This is a genomic window from Chitinophaga sp. W3I9 (genome assembly GCF_050434025.1).
Taxonomy (GTDB): Bacteria; Bacteroidota; Bacteroidia; order Chitinophagales; family Chitinophagaceae; genus Chitinophaga.
In genome coordinates, this window is sequence record NZ_JBNPWC010000001.1 from 4238701 (window position 1) to 4255131 (window position 16431).

The 16431-nt window shown below is 49.1% G+C and carries 16 protein-coding genes; 9 read left to right on the top strand and 7 right to left on the bottom strand.

Features of this window, described 5'->3' with window-relative positions:
• The first annotated feature begins 22 nt into the window (after positions 1–22).
• The gene (locus QFZ51_RS17305; protein ID WP_429047497.1) at positions 23–1990 is read left to right on the top strand and encodes a M1 family aminopeptidase; all 1968 of its coding nucleotides are present in this window, start codon (positions 23–25) and stop codon (positions 1988–1990) included.
• Positions 1991–2000: 10 nt separating this feature from the next.
• On the opposite strand, the gene QFZ51_RS17310 is transcribed toward QFZ51_RS17305, so the two are convergent.
• The 3 genes from QFZ51_RS17310 to QFZ51_RS17320 are packed head-to-tail and all read right to left on the bottom strand — an operon-like array spanning position 2001 to position 4576.
• Positions 2001–2807 (bottom strand): DUF6597 domain-containing transcriptional factor, encoded by an 807-nt coding sequence (locus tag QFZ51_RS17310; protein WP_370910229.1) that lies wholly within the window; start codon positions 2805–2807, stop codon positions 2001–2003.
• Positions 2808–2852: 45 nt separating this feature from the next.
• Complete coding sequence (locus tag QFZ51_RS17315) at positions 2853–3563, bottom strand: LytR/AlgR family response regulator transcription factor (RefSeq protein ID WP_429047498.1); 711 nt, start codon at positions 3561–3563, stop codon at positions 2853–2855.
• Positions 3560–4576, bottom strand: coding sequence for a sensor histidine kinase (locus tag QFZ51_RS17320; RefSeq protein ID WP_429047499.1), 1017 nt, complete (start codon positions 4574–4576; stop codon positions 3560–3562). The genes QFZ51_RS17315 and QFZ51_RS17320 overlap by 4 nt, the downstream gene beginning before the upstream one ends.
• A gap of 259 nt (positions 4577–4835) precedes the next feature.
• Between QFZ51_RS17320 and QFZ51_RS17325 the strand changes: the two genes are divergently transcribed.
• The 5 genes from QFZ51_RS17325 to QFZ51_RS17345 all read left to right on the top strand — a co-directional run bounded on the left by QFZ51_RS17325 (position 4836) and on the right by QFZ51_RS17345 (position 8847).
• Positions 4836–5630, top strand: coding sequence for a hypothetical protein (locus QFZ51_RS17325; protein WP_429047502.1), 795 nt, complete (start codon positions 4836–4838; stop codon positions 5628–5630).
• Between the two features lie 151 nt (positions 5631–5781).
• Complete coding sequence (locus QFZ51_RS17330) at positions 5782–7122, top strand: MBL fold metallo-hydrolase (protein WP_429047504.1); 1341 nt, start codon at positions 5782–5784, stop codon at positions 7120–7122.
• Between the two features lie 73 nt (positions 7123–7195).
• Positions 7196–7639, top strand: coding sequence for a VOC family protein (locus QFZ51_RS17335; RefSeq protein ID WP_429047505.1), 444 nt, complete (start codon positions 7196–7198; stop codon positions 7637–7639).
• Between the two features lie 62 nt (positions 7640–7701).
• The gene (locus tag QFZ51_RS17340) at positions 7702–7920 is read left to right on the top strand and encodes a CDGSH iron-sulfur domain-containing protein (RefSeq protein ID WP_370910235.1); all 219 of its coding nucleotides are present in this window, start codon (positions 7702–7704) and stop codon (positions 7918–7920) included.
• Positions 7921–8061: 141 nt separating this feature from the next.
• Positions 8062–8847, top strand: a complete 786-nt coding sequence (locus QFZ51_RS17345; protein ID WP_429047507.1) for a PhzF family phenazine biosynthesis protein — start codon at positions 8062–8064, stop codon at positions 8845–8847.
• On the opposite strand, the gene QFZ51_RS17350 is transcribed toward QFZ51_RS17345, so the two are convergent.
• On the bottom strand, positions 8844–8981 hold the full coding sequence (locus tag QFZ51_RS17350; RefSeq protein WP_370910237.1) for an alanyl-tRNA synthetase: 138 nt from the start codon (positions 8979–8981) through the stop codon (positions 8844–8846). The genes QFZ51_RS17345 and QFZ51_RS17350 overlap by 4 nt on opposite strands.
• 109 nt (positions 8982–9090) lie before the next feature.
• Between QFZ51_RS17350 and QFZ51_RS17355 the strand changes: the two genes are divergently transcribed.
• Together QFZ51_RS17355 and QFZ51_RS17360 are read left to right on the top strand one after the other, a co-directional pair.
• Positions 9091–9543 (top strand): GNAT family N-acetyltransferase, encoded by a 453-nt coding sequence (locus QFZ51_RS17355; protein ID WP_429047511.1) that lies wholly within the window; start codon positions 9091–9093, stop codon positions 9541–9543.
• Between the two features lie 76 nt (positions 9544–9619).
• The gene (locus QFZ51_RS17360) at positions 9620–11521 is read left to right on the top strand and encodes a TonB-dependent receptor plug domain-containing protein (protein ID WP_429047512.1); all 1902 of its coding nucleotides are present in this window, start codon (positions 9620–9622) and stop codon (positions 11519–11521) included.
• 60 nt (positions 11522–11581) lie between these two features.
• Here the strand turns inward: QFZ51_RS17360 and QFZ51_RS17365 are convergent, their stop codons facing one another.
• The gene (locus QFZ51_RS17365; RefSeq protein WP_429047514.1) at positions 11582–11953 is read right to left on the bottom strand and encodes a winged helix-turn-helix transcriptional regulator; all 372 of its coding nucleotides are present in this window, start codon (positions 11951–11953) and stop codon (positions 11582–11584) included.
• A 176-nt stretch (positions 11954–12129) separates the two neighbouring features.
• On the opposite strand from QFZ51_RS17365, the gene QFZ51_RS17370 reads away from it, so the two are divergent.
• A complete protein-coding gene (locus QFZ51_RS17370) occupies positions 12130–12990 on the top strand; it encodes an SDR family oxidoreductase (RefSeq protein ID WP_429047515.1) in 861 nt (286 codons plus the stop codon).
• Positions 12991–13057: 67 nt separating this feature from the next.
• Here the strand turns inward: QFZ51_RS17370 and QFZ51_RS17375 are convergent, their stop codons facing one another.
• Positions 13058–13849, bottom strand: a complete 792-nt coding sequence (locus QFZ51_RS17375; RefSeq protein WP_429047518.1) for a DUF4397 domain-containing protein — start codon at positions 13847–13849, stop codon at positions 13058–13060.
• An 18-nt stretch (positions 13850–13867) separates the two neighbouring features.
• On the bottom strand, positions 13868–16423 hold the full coding sequence (locus tag QFZ51_RS17380) for a TonB-dependent receptor plug domain-containing protein (protein WP_429047520.1): 2556 nt from the start codon (positions 16421–16423) through the stop codon (positions 13868–13870).
• Positions 16424–16431: the final 8 nt, after the last annotated feature.

Below are 16431 nucleotides of genomic sequence, written 5' to 3' on the forward strand. Positions count from 1 at the left end.
CGTTACTTTGTAAAAAAAGCGTATGCGCCGATTGATCGTCTTTTTATATTTGTTAGCACCGGCATTATTATCAGCACAGCGTAACCTGGATTACCAGTTGCAGGTAAAAGCGGACCTGGTAAAGAAGTCGTTTTTTGTACAGGGCGGATTTAGTTTTAAAACCGACACGGCTGCTGCCGACTCAGTGGATGTTGTCATCAGCCAGGGTGCAGGACCGGTAAGGCTGCAGTTACAGGGTGCTGCCGCCGTAATGGATACCAGCCGCAAGGCTTCCGGGGATATTATTTACCGCTGGCATTTCCGATCGCCGCTGCCGGCAGGAACGGCCCTGCACTTTACCTGTGCGTATGAGCGCGGTGGTGCGCCGGCGTTCCAGTATTATCTCGACAGTACCTTTTGCATGGCTGGCGGCTATGGCGCTGCCTGGTATCCACAGGTTACAGATGGCGCAGGTAATCATACCCGTGGTACCGGCACCATTGCTGTTACCACTTCCGCTAATTTGATGCCTGTAATGGCTGCAAGTAAGGTGACAGTGACCGGACACACCTATACTTTCCATTATGCACAACCGGATATTTTCTCACTTTATATCGGTAATTACACCCGGCAGGAATATAAAGGGCTGCGGTCTTTTTATACTTACAGTTTAAGTAAGGGTGTTGATGGCAACGATTTAAGCCGCAAGTCCGCTGCGGTGCTGGACTACCTGTCTTCACAATTTGGTCCGCTGGACATTCCCAACTTTTCCATTATTGAATACCCCGACTATGTTGCTGAAATCACAGGTATTGGCGGCGCCAGTATTCTAGGCGGTGTGGCCATGCCTACCGGGGCGCTGCGCGAATTTAACTATGCGCTTTTTGGTCACGAGATAGGTCACCAGTGGTGGGGCAATAAAGTGTTATCGGCCGGGACGAAAGGAGAAGCCATGCTCTCGGAGGGACTGGCACAATATGGTTCTTTGCAGGTGGTGAGTCATTTCGACAGCACCCATGCGATGGCCTACCGGAGAACCGGTTACCCCGGTTATATCAGCGATCAGTGTGGGTTGGGCTATCTTAAAAACGTAGCTGCCGGTAATGATGAAGCGTTAGTGTCGCTGTCAGGCAACAATGGTCATACTATTGGCGACAGTAAAGGTTTTCTTGCCCTGGAACTATTATCTAACACCGTTGGTAAGGCCGTATTTCATAAAGCGCTGCGCACGATCGGCGATAAATATAATCGAACCGGCGTTACGTGGGACGGCTTCCAGATGGAAGTGGAGAAAGCGCATGGCAGCAGTTTGCAATGGTTTTACCGCCAGTGGTTTGAGCAGTTGGGCGCACCTTCCTGGCAAAGCAGCTGGCAGCAACAGCAAAACAAACTGCAACTCAGCATTACGCAAAAAGACAGTATATATCATCTTCCGCTAGAAGTGCTGATCACGTATAGCAACGGAACCACTTCACTGCAGCAAGTCACTATCCGCGACCGCAGCAATCAGCTGCAACTGCCGGTTAATGGCGAAGTAAAGGAGGTACAGGTAGATCCTTATTTCAAAGTGCTTCACTGGGACGAAGCGCTAACACCGGAGGCGCTTGCCCAGGCAAAAGTGGTGCGGGTGATGAACCTGCGCCGCCAGCAAAAAAATGACGAAGCAATGCAGTTGGCGCAATCCTATATTAAGGAAGGTTTCCCGGATGACCAGTACGGTGTGGAGTTTACACTTTTTTACCACATGGGGCGTATTGCTGCCATGCAAAATAAACCGGCGGAAGCATTGGCCTATTATGAGCGTGCTTTGCAATGCGTATCACGCGCGCCGGACCTGCTGGCTTATACTTATTACCGGATCGCTACGCTGGCTGCTCAAGGGAATGACAATGCGCTGATGCAATGGGCGGCGGCTAACGCTGTGAAAGCAGATGCTGCCCGCAACAAATCAGATGGGATGGAAGCAAAGGTGGCGGGGTTGTTGTCATCGGCAGTGGCGAAAACAAAATGATGAGAACCAATCAGATCAGCGTAACAGGATAGGGGGATACTTTATAGGAGGCGGGGGAAACGCCGGTGAAGGATTTAAATTCCCGGATGAAGTGGGATTGATCGAAATACCCGCATTCATAAGCAATGGCTGTGAGGGAAAGTTTGTGTTGCTGCACCAGTTCCAGGCTTTTCTGGAACCGGTGCAGTTTTGTATAAAATTTGGGCGGAACGCCGGTATACTGTAAGAAGAGTTTATGAAGATACCGGGAAGATATAAGATGTTGCCGCGCGATACTTTCAATTTTTGCATCAGCGTCCGGCTGCTTCATCTGGTGGATGATATTGCCCACCATAGCGATGTTCAGCGGTTTCCGGTTTACTTCCTGTAGCCTGTTTAACAGGAATTGTGCCACCAGTTTTATTTGCCGGTCCAGGTTTTCTTCTTCCAGCAGTTTCATATGCAACTGGTGTATGGACTTGCCTAACATATCTGCAGGGTCGTTCACCTGGTCATTCAGCAGCATGATATCTTCCTGCATAAAAAATGCGGCGGTATGGGGGTAAAATCTCACGCCCAGCATTTTATTATAGCTGCCTGCGGCTTTCACGGGAAGGGGACGGGTAATCTGGCCCCAGAGTTCAATTTTAGGGGTGTTTTGAAAGATATTATTGCTGGCTGTTTTCCAGGTGGCTGTTCCCAGATTGAAGATAATTTCCATGTGACCGCCGGGAAATACTACATCGTCGATAGCAGTGTCTGCCTCGGATTCAAAATGGTAGTAACATTTTACATATGGTTTTAACAGTTGTTCCGGAAGGATTTCCCTGTATATCATTTTGGTTGAAAATTGCGGTAACTGCAATTTAAGTAAAATACCGGTTTATAAAAAACGCTGTTGTATCAGTTCCATGAATGCGGGCCGGAATTTGTCGCTTAGCGGAATGCGTTTGCCGGCGATGAACAGGTGATTATCCTGGATTTTATCGATCCGGCTGGTGTTTACAATGTAGGAGTTGTGTACCCTGATAAAAGGCGGCGGCAGCTGGCTGGCAATTTCTTTCAGGCGTTTGTAAACCAGGATTTCTTCCCGGAGTGTAACGATCCGTAGATATTCTTTTTCTCCTTCAACGTATAGTAGTTCAGAGAGTTTAATCTGTTGGAGGGTTTTACCGGTTTTTACAAAATAGTAATCGGCGGAAGGCGCCGGGGCGGCGGTTTCCGGCATACGGGAATGCATAAACGCTGATTCTATTTTTTGCCGGGCCGCCAGGAAACGTTTAAGGGTAATGGGTTTCAGGAGATAGTCGACCGTTTGGAAATTATAACTGGCGGCGGCATATTCCGTATAGGCGGTGGTGAACACAATTTTCATTTCCGGCGGCAGCAGTGCGGCCAGTTCCATGCCATCGAGCCGGGGCATGTTTATATCAAGGAAAATCAGGTCTGCCTTGTTGCTTTTGAGGAACGTCAGCGCTTCCAGCGCGTGATAGCATTTGGCGATGAGCTGCCAGTCGGTGGTTTGCTGAATATGCAGTTCCAGCAAATTTACCGCATTGGGTTCATCATCAACAATGATACATTTCAGGCTCATAACGGAATGGATAAAAAGGCGGTGAAATAATTTTCTGACCGGGCGGTTTGCAGGATAAAGCCGGCGCCATACAGCAGGGTAAGGCGTTTCCGGAGGTTGTCGATGCCGGACCCCAGCGGATGATTATGTACCGGCTGTTGCGGTAAGCTGTTGCGGGTGGTAAAGAGTAACCTGTTTTCCTGTTTCACGAGTGAAATATCAATGTGGTTTTGTAAACTGGTTTTATCGATCCCATGTTTGAAAATATTTTCTACAAAAGTCATTAGTAACATCGGCGGAATACTGCATCCGCCGGGTACCTCGCGGGTGAATTGCAGGTCGATATCATGCCGGATGCGGATGCGCTCCAAAGCTATATAATTTTCCAGGAAGTTTATTTCTGTGAAGATGTCTACCTGGTCCTTCGGACTTTCATCTACAAAATACCGCATGATATCCGACAGCCGCTCAATGAGGGCGGCGGTTCGCGGCGCTTCAAGATAGGCTTCATAATAGATGTTATTAAGGGTATTAAAAAGGAAATGCGGCTGCACCTGTGATTTCAGGAGGTTGAGTGCTGCTTTCGTGTTCTGTAAAACCAGTGCGGCGGCTTGTGCTTTCAGTTCAAAATAAACGATGGCCATCCGGAATACGAAGCTCAGTAAAAATAACATCGGGATGCCGGTCATATACCGGAGCATTATTTTTACGGTAACGGGTTCGGGATGCGAAGTGAACCAGGTGTTGTAGATCCAGCTGAGAAAGAAGCCCCTGGATAATCCTGCCACCAGTAAAAACAGCAGCACGGCTATAACGTATACCACTATACGGCCTTTTAAATAAAGCCGTGGATAGAGCCAGCTGATATTGCCATAAATGACCAGCGCATAAAAAAGGGTGTTCAACAATGAAAAAATGGCGGCCTGCCAGAAGCCATCTTCCGGCAGCATGGAGAAAAACATCATCAGGAAAACAACCAGCCAAAGCGCCCATTGCACTTTTGCGGCTGCCGGCATACGACTTATCAATTGCATGTCTCAATTTACGAAGCTTTTGCGCTCATTAACCCCTGTCCTGTTCAGGATTCAATAAATACCGGTAACGGCTCAACGGGCAGGCCCGGAAATTCAACGAGGGCCGGTGATGGGTAAAACCGCCTGATTATTAAAAATACAGGGGTTGTTATTGAAATCATTTTTTTGACAGACCGGAAACCGGGAATCTTTGAGCATAATTACACGTCCGTATGCCCTCCGGCGGCGGATATTGAAAACTTTAAATTCCCTGATAGATATGCAACCTAAACGTTTCCTGGTCCTTTCGGTACTGTTAGTCACCATTGCCATGCTCCCTGCTTTTGCACAAACCGATACAGTTGATCAGCAACATCACCGGCTGAATACAGCCTTCCTGAAGCCAGGAGTAAAACAATACCTCGTGTACTTCCAGATGCCTTCCCGCAGTAATTGGCTGGACCTGAGCCTGTGGGTGCGGGAGATTGAGAAAACGAGCCGCAACAATGAGCCGGTATTCCGGATCACCCAGCACTGGTATGGGAGCGACACTGCCCGGTATCTCGAAAGCATTTCCTATAACAGCGTGGCCGATTTTTCACCATTATATCATGCACAAACCAGGGGCGGGGAGCAGCAGGCTTATCGCTGGACGGTTAATGGGATCAGCGGTGACACTGCCACCATGAACAATAAAGCGGCGGATTTCAAGCTGGCTTTTGACCGTCCCAATTATAACTGGAACCTCGACATTGAAACGTTTGAGATGCTGCCTTTAAAGGCCGGCAAAACCTTTGTTATCCGGTTTTACGATGCGGGGCTGGAACCTCCTGCGTATGTGACATATAAAGTAACCGGCAGTGAAGTGCTGCAGACATTGGATCAGCGGCCGGTGGACTGCTGGAAGTTGTTAACCGAAGGGGATTCGCCACGGGGGCATTACTCGCAAACTTTCTGGATCAGCAAAGCGGGGCATGAATTATTAAAAGAAGAAGATTCCTTTGGCGGCTTTTACCGGTACAAGGTAAAGCTGCCGGGTGCAGCGCCTTACCTGCAGCCACGTTTTGTAAAGTAACCCCTGTGAATAATTTGCGCCCCGGAAGTCCCGGGGCGTTTTACATCTCCCGAAAACAAACAAATAAGGGTAACTGGTGATAATACTGATTGTCGTAACTTGTATGCTTCATTCCGGACGCATGCAATTACCTCATTAAAAATAAACAGTCATGGATATCCAACAGTTTGAAGACAAGGGATTGGCGCAGTACTCTTATGCTATTTACAGTGAAAAGTCGGGGGAAGTGATTGTGATAGATCCGGCGAGGGATGTTGCGCCTTACCTGGCGTATGCTAAGGCATTGAATGCAAAGATCACCGGTGTTATTGAAACCCATCCGCATGCGGATTTTGTGAGTGGCCACCTGGAGCTGCATCGCGTTACGGGAGCCACTATTTATTGTTCGAAGTATACCCATGCAGCTTACCCGCATGTAACTTTTGATGATGGTATGCGGATGATGCTGGGGGATATTGTGCTGAAAGCATTGAATACACCCGGTCATTCGCCGGACAGCATCAGTGTGGTGCTGGTATATAAAGCAGAGCCCAGGGCTGTATTTACAGGCGATACTTTGTTTGTGGGCGATTGCGGGCGTCCGGATCTCCGGGAGAATACCGGCAATGTTATTGTGAGCCGCAATGAGCTGGCGAAGCAAATGTATCATTCCCTTCATGAAAAGCTGATGGTGCTGGCGGATGATGTACTGGTGTACCCGGGACATGGCGCCGGTACGTTATGTGGTAAGTCGCTCGGCGATGCTGACAGCAGCACGATTGCTGCCGAGAAAGTGAGCAACTGGAGCCTGCAGCCGCTTACGGAAGAAGAATTTGTGGTGGCTTTATTATCGGAGCAGCCTTTTATTCCAAAATACTTTCCCTATGATGTAGCTGTAAACCGGGAAGGAGCGCCGGTTTTGCAGGCTTCGCTGGATAAAGTGGAGGTCATAAAGGGCACACCAGCGTTTGAAGAAAATATTGTTATAATAGACAGCAGGCCACAGTCCGGTTTTAAGCAGGGGCATTTGCCTAATGCGATCAACCTGCAGAATGGCGGGAAATTTGAAACGTGGCTGGGTAGCATGGTGGCGCCGGAGGAACCGTATTATTTGCTGGCAGAGAATGAAGCGGAGTTGCAGGAGGTGATCCGCAAGGCTGCTAAAATTGGTTACGAGCGTAATATCAGGGCTGCGGCGGTTTATACAAAAGGAGCCGAAATGATGGCGCCCATACCACTGGCGGATTTCCGGGAACATCCGGAGCAGTATACGATTGTGGATATACGCATGCCATCAGAAATAGAAGAGGAACCACTTTTTGAGCATGCGATGCTCATTCCATTGGATGAGCTACGGGAACGGGCATCCGAAATTCCGGCAGATAAGCCGGTGGTAGTGCATTGTGCCGGTGGCTATAGAAGTGCGGCGGGCAGCAGTATTGTAGCGGCCGCATTAAAGACGCAAACGCCGGTATATGATCTGGGTGAAGCAGTGAAAGAATTTATGTCGTAATACACCCGTTATTTGCCCTGTTTACCCCCTGTAACTGTGATATAATGGTGATATATTTATATCTGTATATGCAATGGAGCAGGCCGCTGTGCGGGGTTTCAATGCATTTATTCTTCACCTGAAAAAATCAGTTATTATGTTTGGGAAAACAAAAGCATTCAGCAGTTTTTCGGTTAATGATCTGCAGCAGGCAAAGAATTTTTACCAGGAAACGCTAGGAATAGAAGTAGTATCAGCCGGCAAAGAGCCGGTGATTACACTTAAAATTGCGGGGATACCATCGGTTTGGATCTATGAAAAACCGGATCATACACCTGCTACCTTTACGGTGCTTAACTTCCAGGTGAGTAATGTGGAAGAAGCCGTGGACCAGCTGACCGCAAAGGGTGTAAAGTTCCAGCAGTATGAAGGGGAACTTAAGACAGATGAGAAGGGAATATTCCGTGGAGGCGGACCGGTGATAGCCTGGTTTGCTGATCCTGCCGGCAATATACTTTCGGTTGTGGAAGAAGGCTAACCCGGTGTTAACGTAATAGCCAATTGTTTTTCCTACTTTTGCCGCTCAAATAAGGAACATTTATGGCTACTAAGATTACTGTTAACAACAATGGTTCACTGAAGATAGAAGGTGAATTTGAGATCGTGGATAAAGACGGCAACAAATACGACCTGGGCGGCCGGGAAGCGGTAGGGATCTGCCGTTGCGGACGTTCTGCCAATAAGCCGTTTTGTGATGGTTCACACAAGGGACATTTTGAGCACGACGCCGTGGCTTTTGCGCTCCCGCCTAAAAAGTAAGGTCACAATGATAACATTCAGGGGCTCCATGCACATGTTGCATGGAGCCTTTTTATATCTGATCTGGTCGAAATGAGCAGAATTGCATCTGTTTTCAGAAAATAAATCACCGCATTTTTGTGTTACAAATTGCAGTAACATATGGAAGTAAGATTTTTTCAGGTAGATGCCTTTACCAGGCAGCCTTTTAAAGGCAATCAGGCAGGCGTGTGCCTCCTGGAGCAGATGCCGGACGATGAAGTACTGAAAGCCATCGCCGCTGAGAATAATCTTGCGGAAACGGCCTTTTTATTACGGGTGGAGAATGGCTACCACCTGCGCTGGTTTTCGCCGCTGGTGGAAATGGCGCTTTGCGGGCATGCCACGCTGGCCAGTGCGCATGTATTATGGGAAACCGGGCTGGTAGCTCCGGATGAAACCATTTCCTTTACCACACTGAGCGGCCTGCTCACCGCCAGCCGGCAAAACGGTTGGATTACGCTCGATTTCCCCGCCAGGGACCATGAACCCGCTACGCTGCCGGAAGAGCTGCAGCCATTGTTTAAAGACGAGGTGACGAACGTGGTGTTCAGCGTAGATCGATATTTGGTGGAGCTGAAAACGGGGGCTGCTGTGGCCGGCTTTGTGCCCGACAGGAACCTGCTGGCGCCATACCGACTGGTGGTTACAGGAAAGGGTGATGAAGGATCGCCGTACGATTTTATTTCCCGGTATTTTGCTACGCCGGTGGGCGTTGATGAAGACCCGGTAACAGGTTCCGCACATTGCAGCCTGGCGCCATATTGGGCTGCACGTTTGCATAAAAGTGAATTCTTTGCTTATCAGGCATCGCAGCGGGGAGGTGAACTGAAAGTAGTGCTGCAAGGTAACCGGGTATTGCTGAAAGGAGAAGCGGTAACAGTGATAGACGGGGTGTTCCGTTTTTAGCGGAATAAAGAAACGCCCCAATAGCCCAGGGCCAGCCATAGCAGGCCTTTTATAAGGAAGAAAAGAAAGCCCCAGAAGCCGAGCTTTTTTATCCATTTGAGGATCTTTGCTTTCCTGTTATTTTCCGGTGTCATAGCCCTGCAAAATTAAGATTTTTGTGCAGATAAATGTATCTTGCCCGGGTGAATATATTTTGGCTGGCAATTACGTGTATGCGTCGGCGTAATCACCTAATCCCTGTATATGATTTTCAGAGAAGCAACTACTGCAGATATTCCCGGTTTGCAACGGGTACGTGGCGCTGTAAAGGAAAATGTACTGAATAACCCCGACCTGGTTACTACCTCAGATTACATACAATATCTCACTACCGATGGCAGGGGATGGCTATGTGAATCTGCCGGTGTTATTGTGGGGTTTGCCATTGTGGATACACACCGGCATAATATCTGGGCGCTGTTTGTAGACCCGCGTACAGAGGCGGTGGGAGTGGGCAGAGAGTTGCAGCGCCTGATGCTCGACTGGTACTTTGCGGTGTATCAAACATCGTTGTGGCTGGGAACCTCGCCAGGTACAAGGGCAGAGCGGTTTTACACCCGCAGCGGCTGGAAAAATGCAGGGCTGATGAAAAACGGTGAGGTAAGGTTTGAGATGGACCGGGATACCTGGTTGCGCATCGCAGGTGCCGTTTCATGAGCCAGCAACGGCTTTCATGATTGAATAAATGATTTAATACGTACTTTTGCGCTCTTTTAGCAACGATTTTTAAAAGATGCGTGTAGCAGTACCGAATAATAAACTACTGATATCCCTGTTCCTGGGCCTCTGTGGCAGCGCCACTGCGCAGCAGCAGGCCGACTCTGTCCTTATCACCCATCACCTGGAAGAGGTGATTGTGCAGGAAAACAGGCTGGCCGCGCCTGTAAAGGCAGTGAACCGTAATATTACCATCATTACCCGCCGGCAGATAGAAGCCATGCCGGTGTCGTCCATCACGGAAGTACTGGCTTATGTGCCGGGACTGGATGTGCGGCAGCGCGGTCCGGGCGGTATCCAGGCGGATATTGGTATCGACGGCGGTACTTTTGACCAGACGCTGGTGCTGCTGAACGGGGTGAAAATAACCGATCCGCAAACGGGGCATAACATCATGAACCTGCCGGTGTCTCTCTCCGATGTGGACCATATTGAAGTACTGAGAGGAGCTGCCGCCCGTATTTACGGGATCAACGCGCTGAATGGCGCTATCAATATCGTAACCCGCAAAGCCACCCAAAGCGGCGCTACCGTTAGCGGCAGCGGGGGTAGCAGCTTCAAAAAGAACGAAAACAATAACCTTTACGGCGCTTACAGCATTGGCGCTACCGGCGCACTGGTAAAGAATGGCGTGAGCCAGTCGCTTTCCGCCAGCCGCAACCAGGGCAACGGCTACCGCTATAATACGGCCTACAGTAACTACCGTGCGTTTTACCAGGCCGCCTTTAACCGCGATACCCTGCACCAGTACAATGTAATGGCCGGTTTTGTAAATAACGGCTACGGCGCCAACGGCTTTTATGCAGCCCCCGGTGATCTGAATTCAGAAGAAACCGTGAAAACCGCCTTCGCCGCCGTAAGCAATACTTCGCGGATCAATCCCAACTGGGTAATGACGCCCAGGGTGAGCTACCGGTACACCAAAGATGATTACATCTACATAAAACCGGATAAATACCGTAATCTTCATAATACCCACGTATTTGATGCAGAGCTGAATAATACGTTCACCACTGCTATTGGTACCATTGGCGCCGGTGTGGAAGGACGTTACGAGCATATTAAGAGTTCTAATCTTGGTAACCACGACAGAACCAACCTCGGGCTGTATGGTGAGTATAAGTCGGTGGCCGACCGCCGCTTTAGTTTCACGATAGGCGGTTATCTCAATTACAACACCGTATATGGCTGGCAGTTTTTCCCGGGAGCAGATGTGGGCTTTAATATTACCCCCGACATAAAACTGTTTGCCAATGCAGGTACCGCTCAGCGCTTGCCTACTTACACCGATCTTTATTATAAAGGCGGTGGTATTATTGGCAACGAAAACCTGGGACCGGAAAAAGCATCCTTTGCAGAAGCGGGGATACGGAAGTTCAGTGGTAAATTTTCTTTTGCAGGGTCTGTGTTCTACAGACAGGTCAGCAACTTTATTGATTTTGTAAAAGATACCGCCGGTGGTGTGGATCCAACAAAGGTTCCGTGGCAGCCGCAGAATTTCCAGCGCGCAGATATGACTGGTTTTTCCCTTAACAGCGGCTATAATACTATTTTCAATAGTGGTTCGCTGTTTAACAGCTTTGGTGTAAATGCCGGGTACAATTATCTTTCTCCATCCTTCAAAGGGGATGCGATCACAACGAAGATTTCACGGTATGTCATTGAAAGTTTGCGGCACCAGTTCACCGCCAATGTACGTACGGATATCGGCCATTTCAGTGTTTCTGCTGCAGCGCGTTATTGTATGCGGGTAAATTATAAAGATTATACGCTGGTAGATGCGCGTATTGCGTATAGGCAACCACGTTACCAGATCTATGCAGATGCCAACAATCTGCTGGATGTAACCTATGTGGAAGCAGGTGCAGTGCCTATGCCTGGCCGCTGGATAACGGTGGGGGGCAAGGTGAGCTTCTGATAATAACTTATAGAAAAAAGCTGTCTCAAAAGGAATTTTGAGACAGCTTTTTTTGCAATATCATTTAGCGGACATATACTGTTGCCTGGATTGTTGAATGCCACTCATATTAGCGATGGCCCATTGTTCAAGACCTGTAATATGTGGTAAAAGGCTTTCGCCCATAGCCGTTAAGGCATATTCAACCCTGGGAGGAATTTCGGGATACATTTTACGGGATACCAATCCATCTTCCTGCAGCTTTTTAAGCGTTACGGTCAACATCTTTTGCGAGATATCTCCAATCATCTCATGCAGTTGGTTAAAACGCATAGTTCCTTTCTCTCCCAGGGTACTGATAACGAGTACCGCCCATTTGTCGCCGATCCGGTCCATCAGTGTTCTGACCGGGCAAGGGATGGATTTATCAAATTTTTTATATTCTTCTATCATGTCAACAGATTGATTTTTAGTATTACTTACCCGGAGGTAATTGGCACACCTGTTAGTGCCTTATTGTTTGATAATCAATTGTTTAATAGCTTTGACTTACCAAAGGTAACTAACATACGATTAGTATGTAAAGGTAGTTACATACTGGTATTATTAAAAATTTAAAACTTAACATAATGATTCTTGTAACAGGCGCCACCGGCCATTTAGGAGCAGCGGTGATCGATTTTCTGCTGAAGAAAGTTCCCGCTAACCAGATTGCGGCATTAGTAAGAGACGAAGCAAAAGCCAGTGGATTAAAAGAAAAAGGTATTAGCATAAGGGTTGCCAACTATCACAATTATCCCTCTTTGGTACCGGCTTTTAAGGGCGTTGATAAAATATTGCTGGTATCTTCCAGTGATTTTAATGATCGTGCCGGTCAGCAGATCAATGTGATCAATGCCGCTAAGGAAGCAGGTGTGAAACATGTTATTTATACCAGCGTTGCGACCAATGCTCCAACTACCACCGTTATTCCTATGGTGGTAGACTCACACATCGCTACCGCTAACCACCTTAAAGCATCCGGGTTGACCTATACGCTGCTGAACAACAATCTGTATGCAGATGTATTGCCCATGTTTCTTGGAGAAAAGGTAGTGGAAACCGGTGTTTTCATTCCGGGTGGAGAAGGCAGGGTGCCTTATGCATCCAGGTTGGATATGGCAGAAGCGGCGGCTAATGTGCTTGCCGGAACAGGACACGATGATAAGGAATATACCATTGCATCTGATGTTACTTATTCATTTGCTGATATTGCGCAACTATTATCTAAACTGGCTAATAAGCAGGTAGTTTATGTTGACGCCCCGCATGATGCGTATACAGCTGCTTTAGCGAAAGCGGGCGTACCACCGGCGTATGTTGGCGTTATGTCGGGCTTTGCAGAAGCAATTAAAAAGAATGAGTTCAATCTGCCAGGTACTGAATTGGAAAATTTGTTGGGCAGAAAACCAGCTTCCCTGGAAAGTTATCTGCAAAAGACTTTTTTCTAAGCATTGGTTTACTTCAATAACAAAAAGCTGTCTCAAATTTATTTTGAGACAGCTTTTTTGTTGCAGGCTACAAACTTGTAGTGGAGAGTATGCCTGCACTCACCACGCCCTTTGTATCGGCCCGGATAAATACCGTATATATTTTCCCGGCTTCCAGGTGAATATTAGTGAGTGCCTGCTGGTCAATAGTAACAGGCGCCGCATTTTCACCAGCGCTAACGATCAGCGAAACCGTACCTGCGTTTACGTTAGTGAACGGCGCACTGTCGTATGCAGCACCCTGCAGGTTGCTGCCGCCGGCGCTGCCGTAGGGGATTGTGGTGAACAGCGGGGTTTCCGTATTATTTTGTTGTAACCGTACACTCACACCGGCAACGCCTTGCGCCAGGTGTACAAAGCGGAGCTTTGCTTTACCGGCGGTGGGAGCAGAGAGGTCGTCGTAAAAAAGGAGCAGGGTATCTTTGGCGGCATTATACTTTGTGGAGGCGGCAAATACCGTGTGGTAGTATCCGGCAATGGGGCCGTTAGGTCCGCCGGTGGCGGAATACGCAGCGCTGTTGCCAAACTGTCTGGAAGCTTTATAGGCAGTGCCGCCGCCTTCCGTGAAATTGATCTGTACATTTCCGAAAGTAGTAGCTACATAGGGAGATGCGGCGCCTGGGAGTACTGCATCGGTTGTTACCTTTTGCGTGAAGGTCCAGAACTGGATCCCGGTAGCAGGGATGCGGGCATTTACAAAACGGATATTAGCGGAGAGGGGAGGCCGGTCGCCGGCGTTTACATCGAGGTAATCTGTTTTATTGCAGGCGCTGAAAGCCAGTATGGTGAAGCTGCCCAGCAAGAGGAGATTATTTTTCATGAGTACATTTTTTAAGTATTAGAAACGGGCGTACAATCTTACAAACGGCTGAATGCCTGCGCTGCCGTTCTGAATGCCTACTACGGATGGATTGCGTAATCCTGCTATTACTTTATCGGAGTAATCGCCCAGTACATTGAAGGCATTGTTTACGCCGGCGGTTACCTGTATGGCTTTGCTGATATGATATCCTACTGAGAAATCGGTTACCCAAATGGGTTTCAGTTCCTGGAAGTAGTAATCGGGGCGTGGGAAGTTAGCATTGAGCGCGGAAGCGGTGGTAACGGAACCGAAGTAAATGGTACGCGCGAGGAAGGTGAAGCGGGGCGTATTCAGTATAGCCTGCAACGTTATTTTCTGTTGCGGAATATTGGTGGTTACCCTGGCTTTTTCTGATTCACTGAAGATAACATATTTGTATTGTTCCAGTCCTTTGGGCGTATTTACAGCCGTTACTTCATTTTTCACAAAGTTGCCGCCGGCCAGCAGTTGGAGGCTGTTCCTGTGCAGGGGAATTTTGTAGCTGCCGGTGAATTCAATTCCTTTGGTGCGGGTACTGAAAGCGTTGTAAAAAAACTTTGCCTGTGTGGTACCTGTTTGCAGGAGCAGTGCCCTTACATCTGCCGGGAGATTGGGATCGTTAGCGGAGAAATTACCGGTATTGCCTACACGGTTTTTAATATCCACGAGATAGGCGTCTACGCTTAGTTCCACGTTCCTGGCGGGTTGTGAGGTGATGCCGGCGGTGTATCCTGTACTTTTTTCCGGCGTAAGGGAGGGGATGCCGAGCGCCCTGGTAGCAGCATTTTTATTGGAGGCGGTTACCTGGTCGATAGCGCGGCCCTGCTGGAAGCTGGTGGAGGTTTCGGTATAATAGAACTGTGCGAGGTCGGGTGCGCGGAAGCCGGTATTAGCAGATCCGCGGATGCCGAGCCAGGGTGCAAAGCTGTACCTGGTGGCTATTTTACCGGTGGTTACATTGCCGAAGTCGGAGAAGTTTTCCGCGCGGACGGCGGCGGACACCAGCCATTTTTCGGTGACGTTGAGCTCCACATCTGCATAGCCGGCTACGATAGCGCGACTTACATTCACTTCATTCGATGGCCGGAATCCTGCGTGGATCTGTGATCCGGGCGAAAGGCCGTTAAGCGCGAGAAGGCCGCCGTCGGTGAGGTAAGGGATGCCGTTAACGGACGTATCTACTGAGTAAATAGGGCGAAGGTCGGCTTTGCTGTAGGAGGCTTCTTCCCCGGCGATGATCTGGTAGGTTTCGGTGCGGTATTGTGCGCCGAGTGCAACATTGAGACCATGCAGCGCAGCAGGAAAGTACCGGCTGATATCCAGGCTGGCAGTATTTTGCGAGGCGTTGTATTTACCGGCGTCGAAGGTGGTTGGACTTTTCAGCCCCAGGCTGGCGTTGAGTGAATTGCTGATCACGTTGCCGAAGTCATTTTTGCCAAATACATTGGAGATATCGAGGTTCCATTCACCTGCTTTGGCTTTCAGCCCGATGGCGATGGATTTATCGGAGATACTGTTGTCCATGGCGGGTAAGAAGCCGTCTGGGTAAAGACCGGTGTTGTTGCGTTCCGTCCAGCCGGGTAGACGGTATACTGCGGTGAATTGGGAGTTGCGGTGACTGATACCGCCAAATGCGTACACTTCTGCATGGTCACCAACGGGAATGGCCGTATTAAAAAACAGCAGTGCGTCTTTTGCTTTGTTGGAACCTCCGCCGCGCTGGTCGAAGAAGTGGCGGTCGATGCCCCGGCTGGCGAGAATGGCATCGTCTATTTCTTTGGTATAAATATTATCGTATCCGCGGGTATTGGCGCCGCCGCCATAAATGGGACCGTTGTACAATCCGGCATCGTCGCGGCCGGGTTGGAGGGACACGGCTTGTGTGGCAAATTCGGCGGTGGCATTGAGGTAGCCGCCACGATCGCCTATTTTGATGCCGTAGTTAATATTGGTGCGGGTGCTGGCGCCATCGCCGCGGCGGCGGATGCTGCCGGTGGTGCTCACGATTACATCGGCCGTTTGTTTTTTCAGTACAATATTAATAACGCCGGCGATGGCATCGGAGCCGTATTGTGCGGCGGCGCCGTCGCGCAGTATTTCAATGCGTTCAATAGCGCCGGCGGGGATGGAGTTAAGATCGTAGCCGGTGGCGCCGTTGCCGAGGCCGCCCCAGTTGACATTGGAGCTTTTATGGCGGCGTTTACCATTTACCAGTACCAGCAGTTGATCCACACCCAGGCCTTTCAGTTGCGCGAGACTGAGGGCAGATCCTGCGTCGCCGGCATTGGAACCGTTTACAGAATGGAAGGAGGGTGATACATATTGCAGCAACTGCGTGATGCTGGTTTGCGGCGCTGCTTCCTGGAGTGATTTGATATCGATGATATCTACAGGTACCGGCGAGTTCAGTTTGGTACGGTTGGCGCTGCGGCTGCCTACAATCTGTACTTCACCCAGCTGGCTGGTGGTATCGGTGAGGTGTTTATCCTGTGCGGTAAGTGTTGCGGAAAACAGCAACAGGGGGGAGATGACCGGCAGTATAATTTTTTTCATGCCCTGGT

Bases quoted from the DNA above. Each gene is read 5' to 3' on its own strand.
- QFZ51_RS17305 (WP_429047497.1), top strand. From the start codon at position 23: ATGCGCCGATTGATCGTCTTTTTATATTTGTTAGCACCGGCATTATTA.
- QFZ51_RS17310 (WP_370910229.1), bottom strand. From the start codon at position 2,807: ATGATATACAGGGAAATCCTTCCGGAACAACTGTTAAAACCATATGTA.
- QFZ51_RS17315 (WP_429047498.1), bottom strand. From the start codon at position 3,563: ATGAGCCTGAAATGTATCATTGTTGATGATGAACCCAATGCGGTAAAT.
- QFZ51_RS17320 (WP_429047499.1), bottom strand. From the start codon at position 4,576: ATGCAATTGATAAGTCGTATGCCGGCAGCCGCAAAAGTGCAATGGGCG.
- QFZ51_RS17325 (WP_429047502.1), top strand. From the start codon at position 4,836: ATGCAACCTAAACGTTTCCTGGTCCTTTCGGTACTGTTAGTCACCATT.
- QFZ51_RS17330 (WP_429047504.1), top strand. From the start codon at position 5,782: ATGGATATCCAACAGTTTGAAGACAAGGGATTGGCGCAGTACTCTTAT.
- QFZ51_RS17335 (WP_429047505.1), top strand. From the start codon at position 7,196: ATGGAGCAGGCCGCTGTGCGGGGTTTCAATGCATTTATTCTTCACCTG.
- QFZ51_RS17340 (WP_370910235.1), top strand. From the start codon at position 7,702: ATGGCTACTAAGATTACTGTTAACAACAATGGTTCACTGAAGATAGAA.
- QFZ51_RS17345 (WP_429047507.1), top strand. From the start codon at position 8,062: ATGGAAGTAAGATTTTTTCAGGTAGATGCCTTTACCAGGCAGCCTTTT.
- QFZ51_RS17350 (WP_370910237.1), bottom strand. From the start codon at position 8,981: ATGACACCGGAAAATAACAGGAAAGCAAAGATCCTCAAATGGATAAAA.
- QFZ51_RS17355 (WP_429047511.1), top strand. From the start codon at position 9,091: ATGATTTTCAGAGAAGCAACTACTGCAGATATTCCCGGTTTGCAACGG.
- QFZ51_RS17360 (WP_429047512.1), top strand. From the start codon at position 9,620: ATGCGTGTAGCAGTACCGAATAATAAACTACTGATATCCCTGTTCCTG.
- QFZ51_RS17365 (WP_429047514.1), bottom strand. From the start codon at position 11,953: ATGATAGAAGAATATAAAAAATTTGATAAATCCATCCCTTGCCCGGTC.
- QFZ51_RS17370 (WP_429047515.1), top strand. From the start codon at position 12,130: ATGATTCTTGTAACAGGCGCCACCGGCCATTTAGGAGCAGCGGTGATC.
- QFZ51_RS17375 (WP_429047518.1), bottom strand. From the start codon at position 13,849: ATGAAAAATAATCTCCTCTTGCTGGGCAGCTTCACCATACTGGCTTTC.
- QFZ51_RS17380 (WP_429047520.1), bottom strand. From the start codon at position 16,423: ATGAAAAAAATTATACTGCCGGTCATCTCCCCCCTGTTGCTGTTTTCC.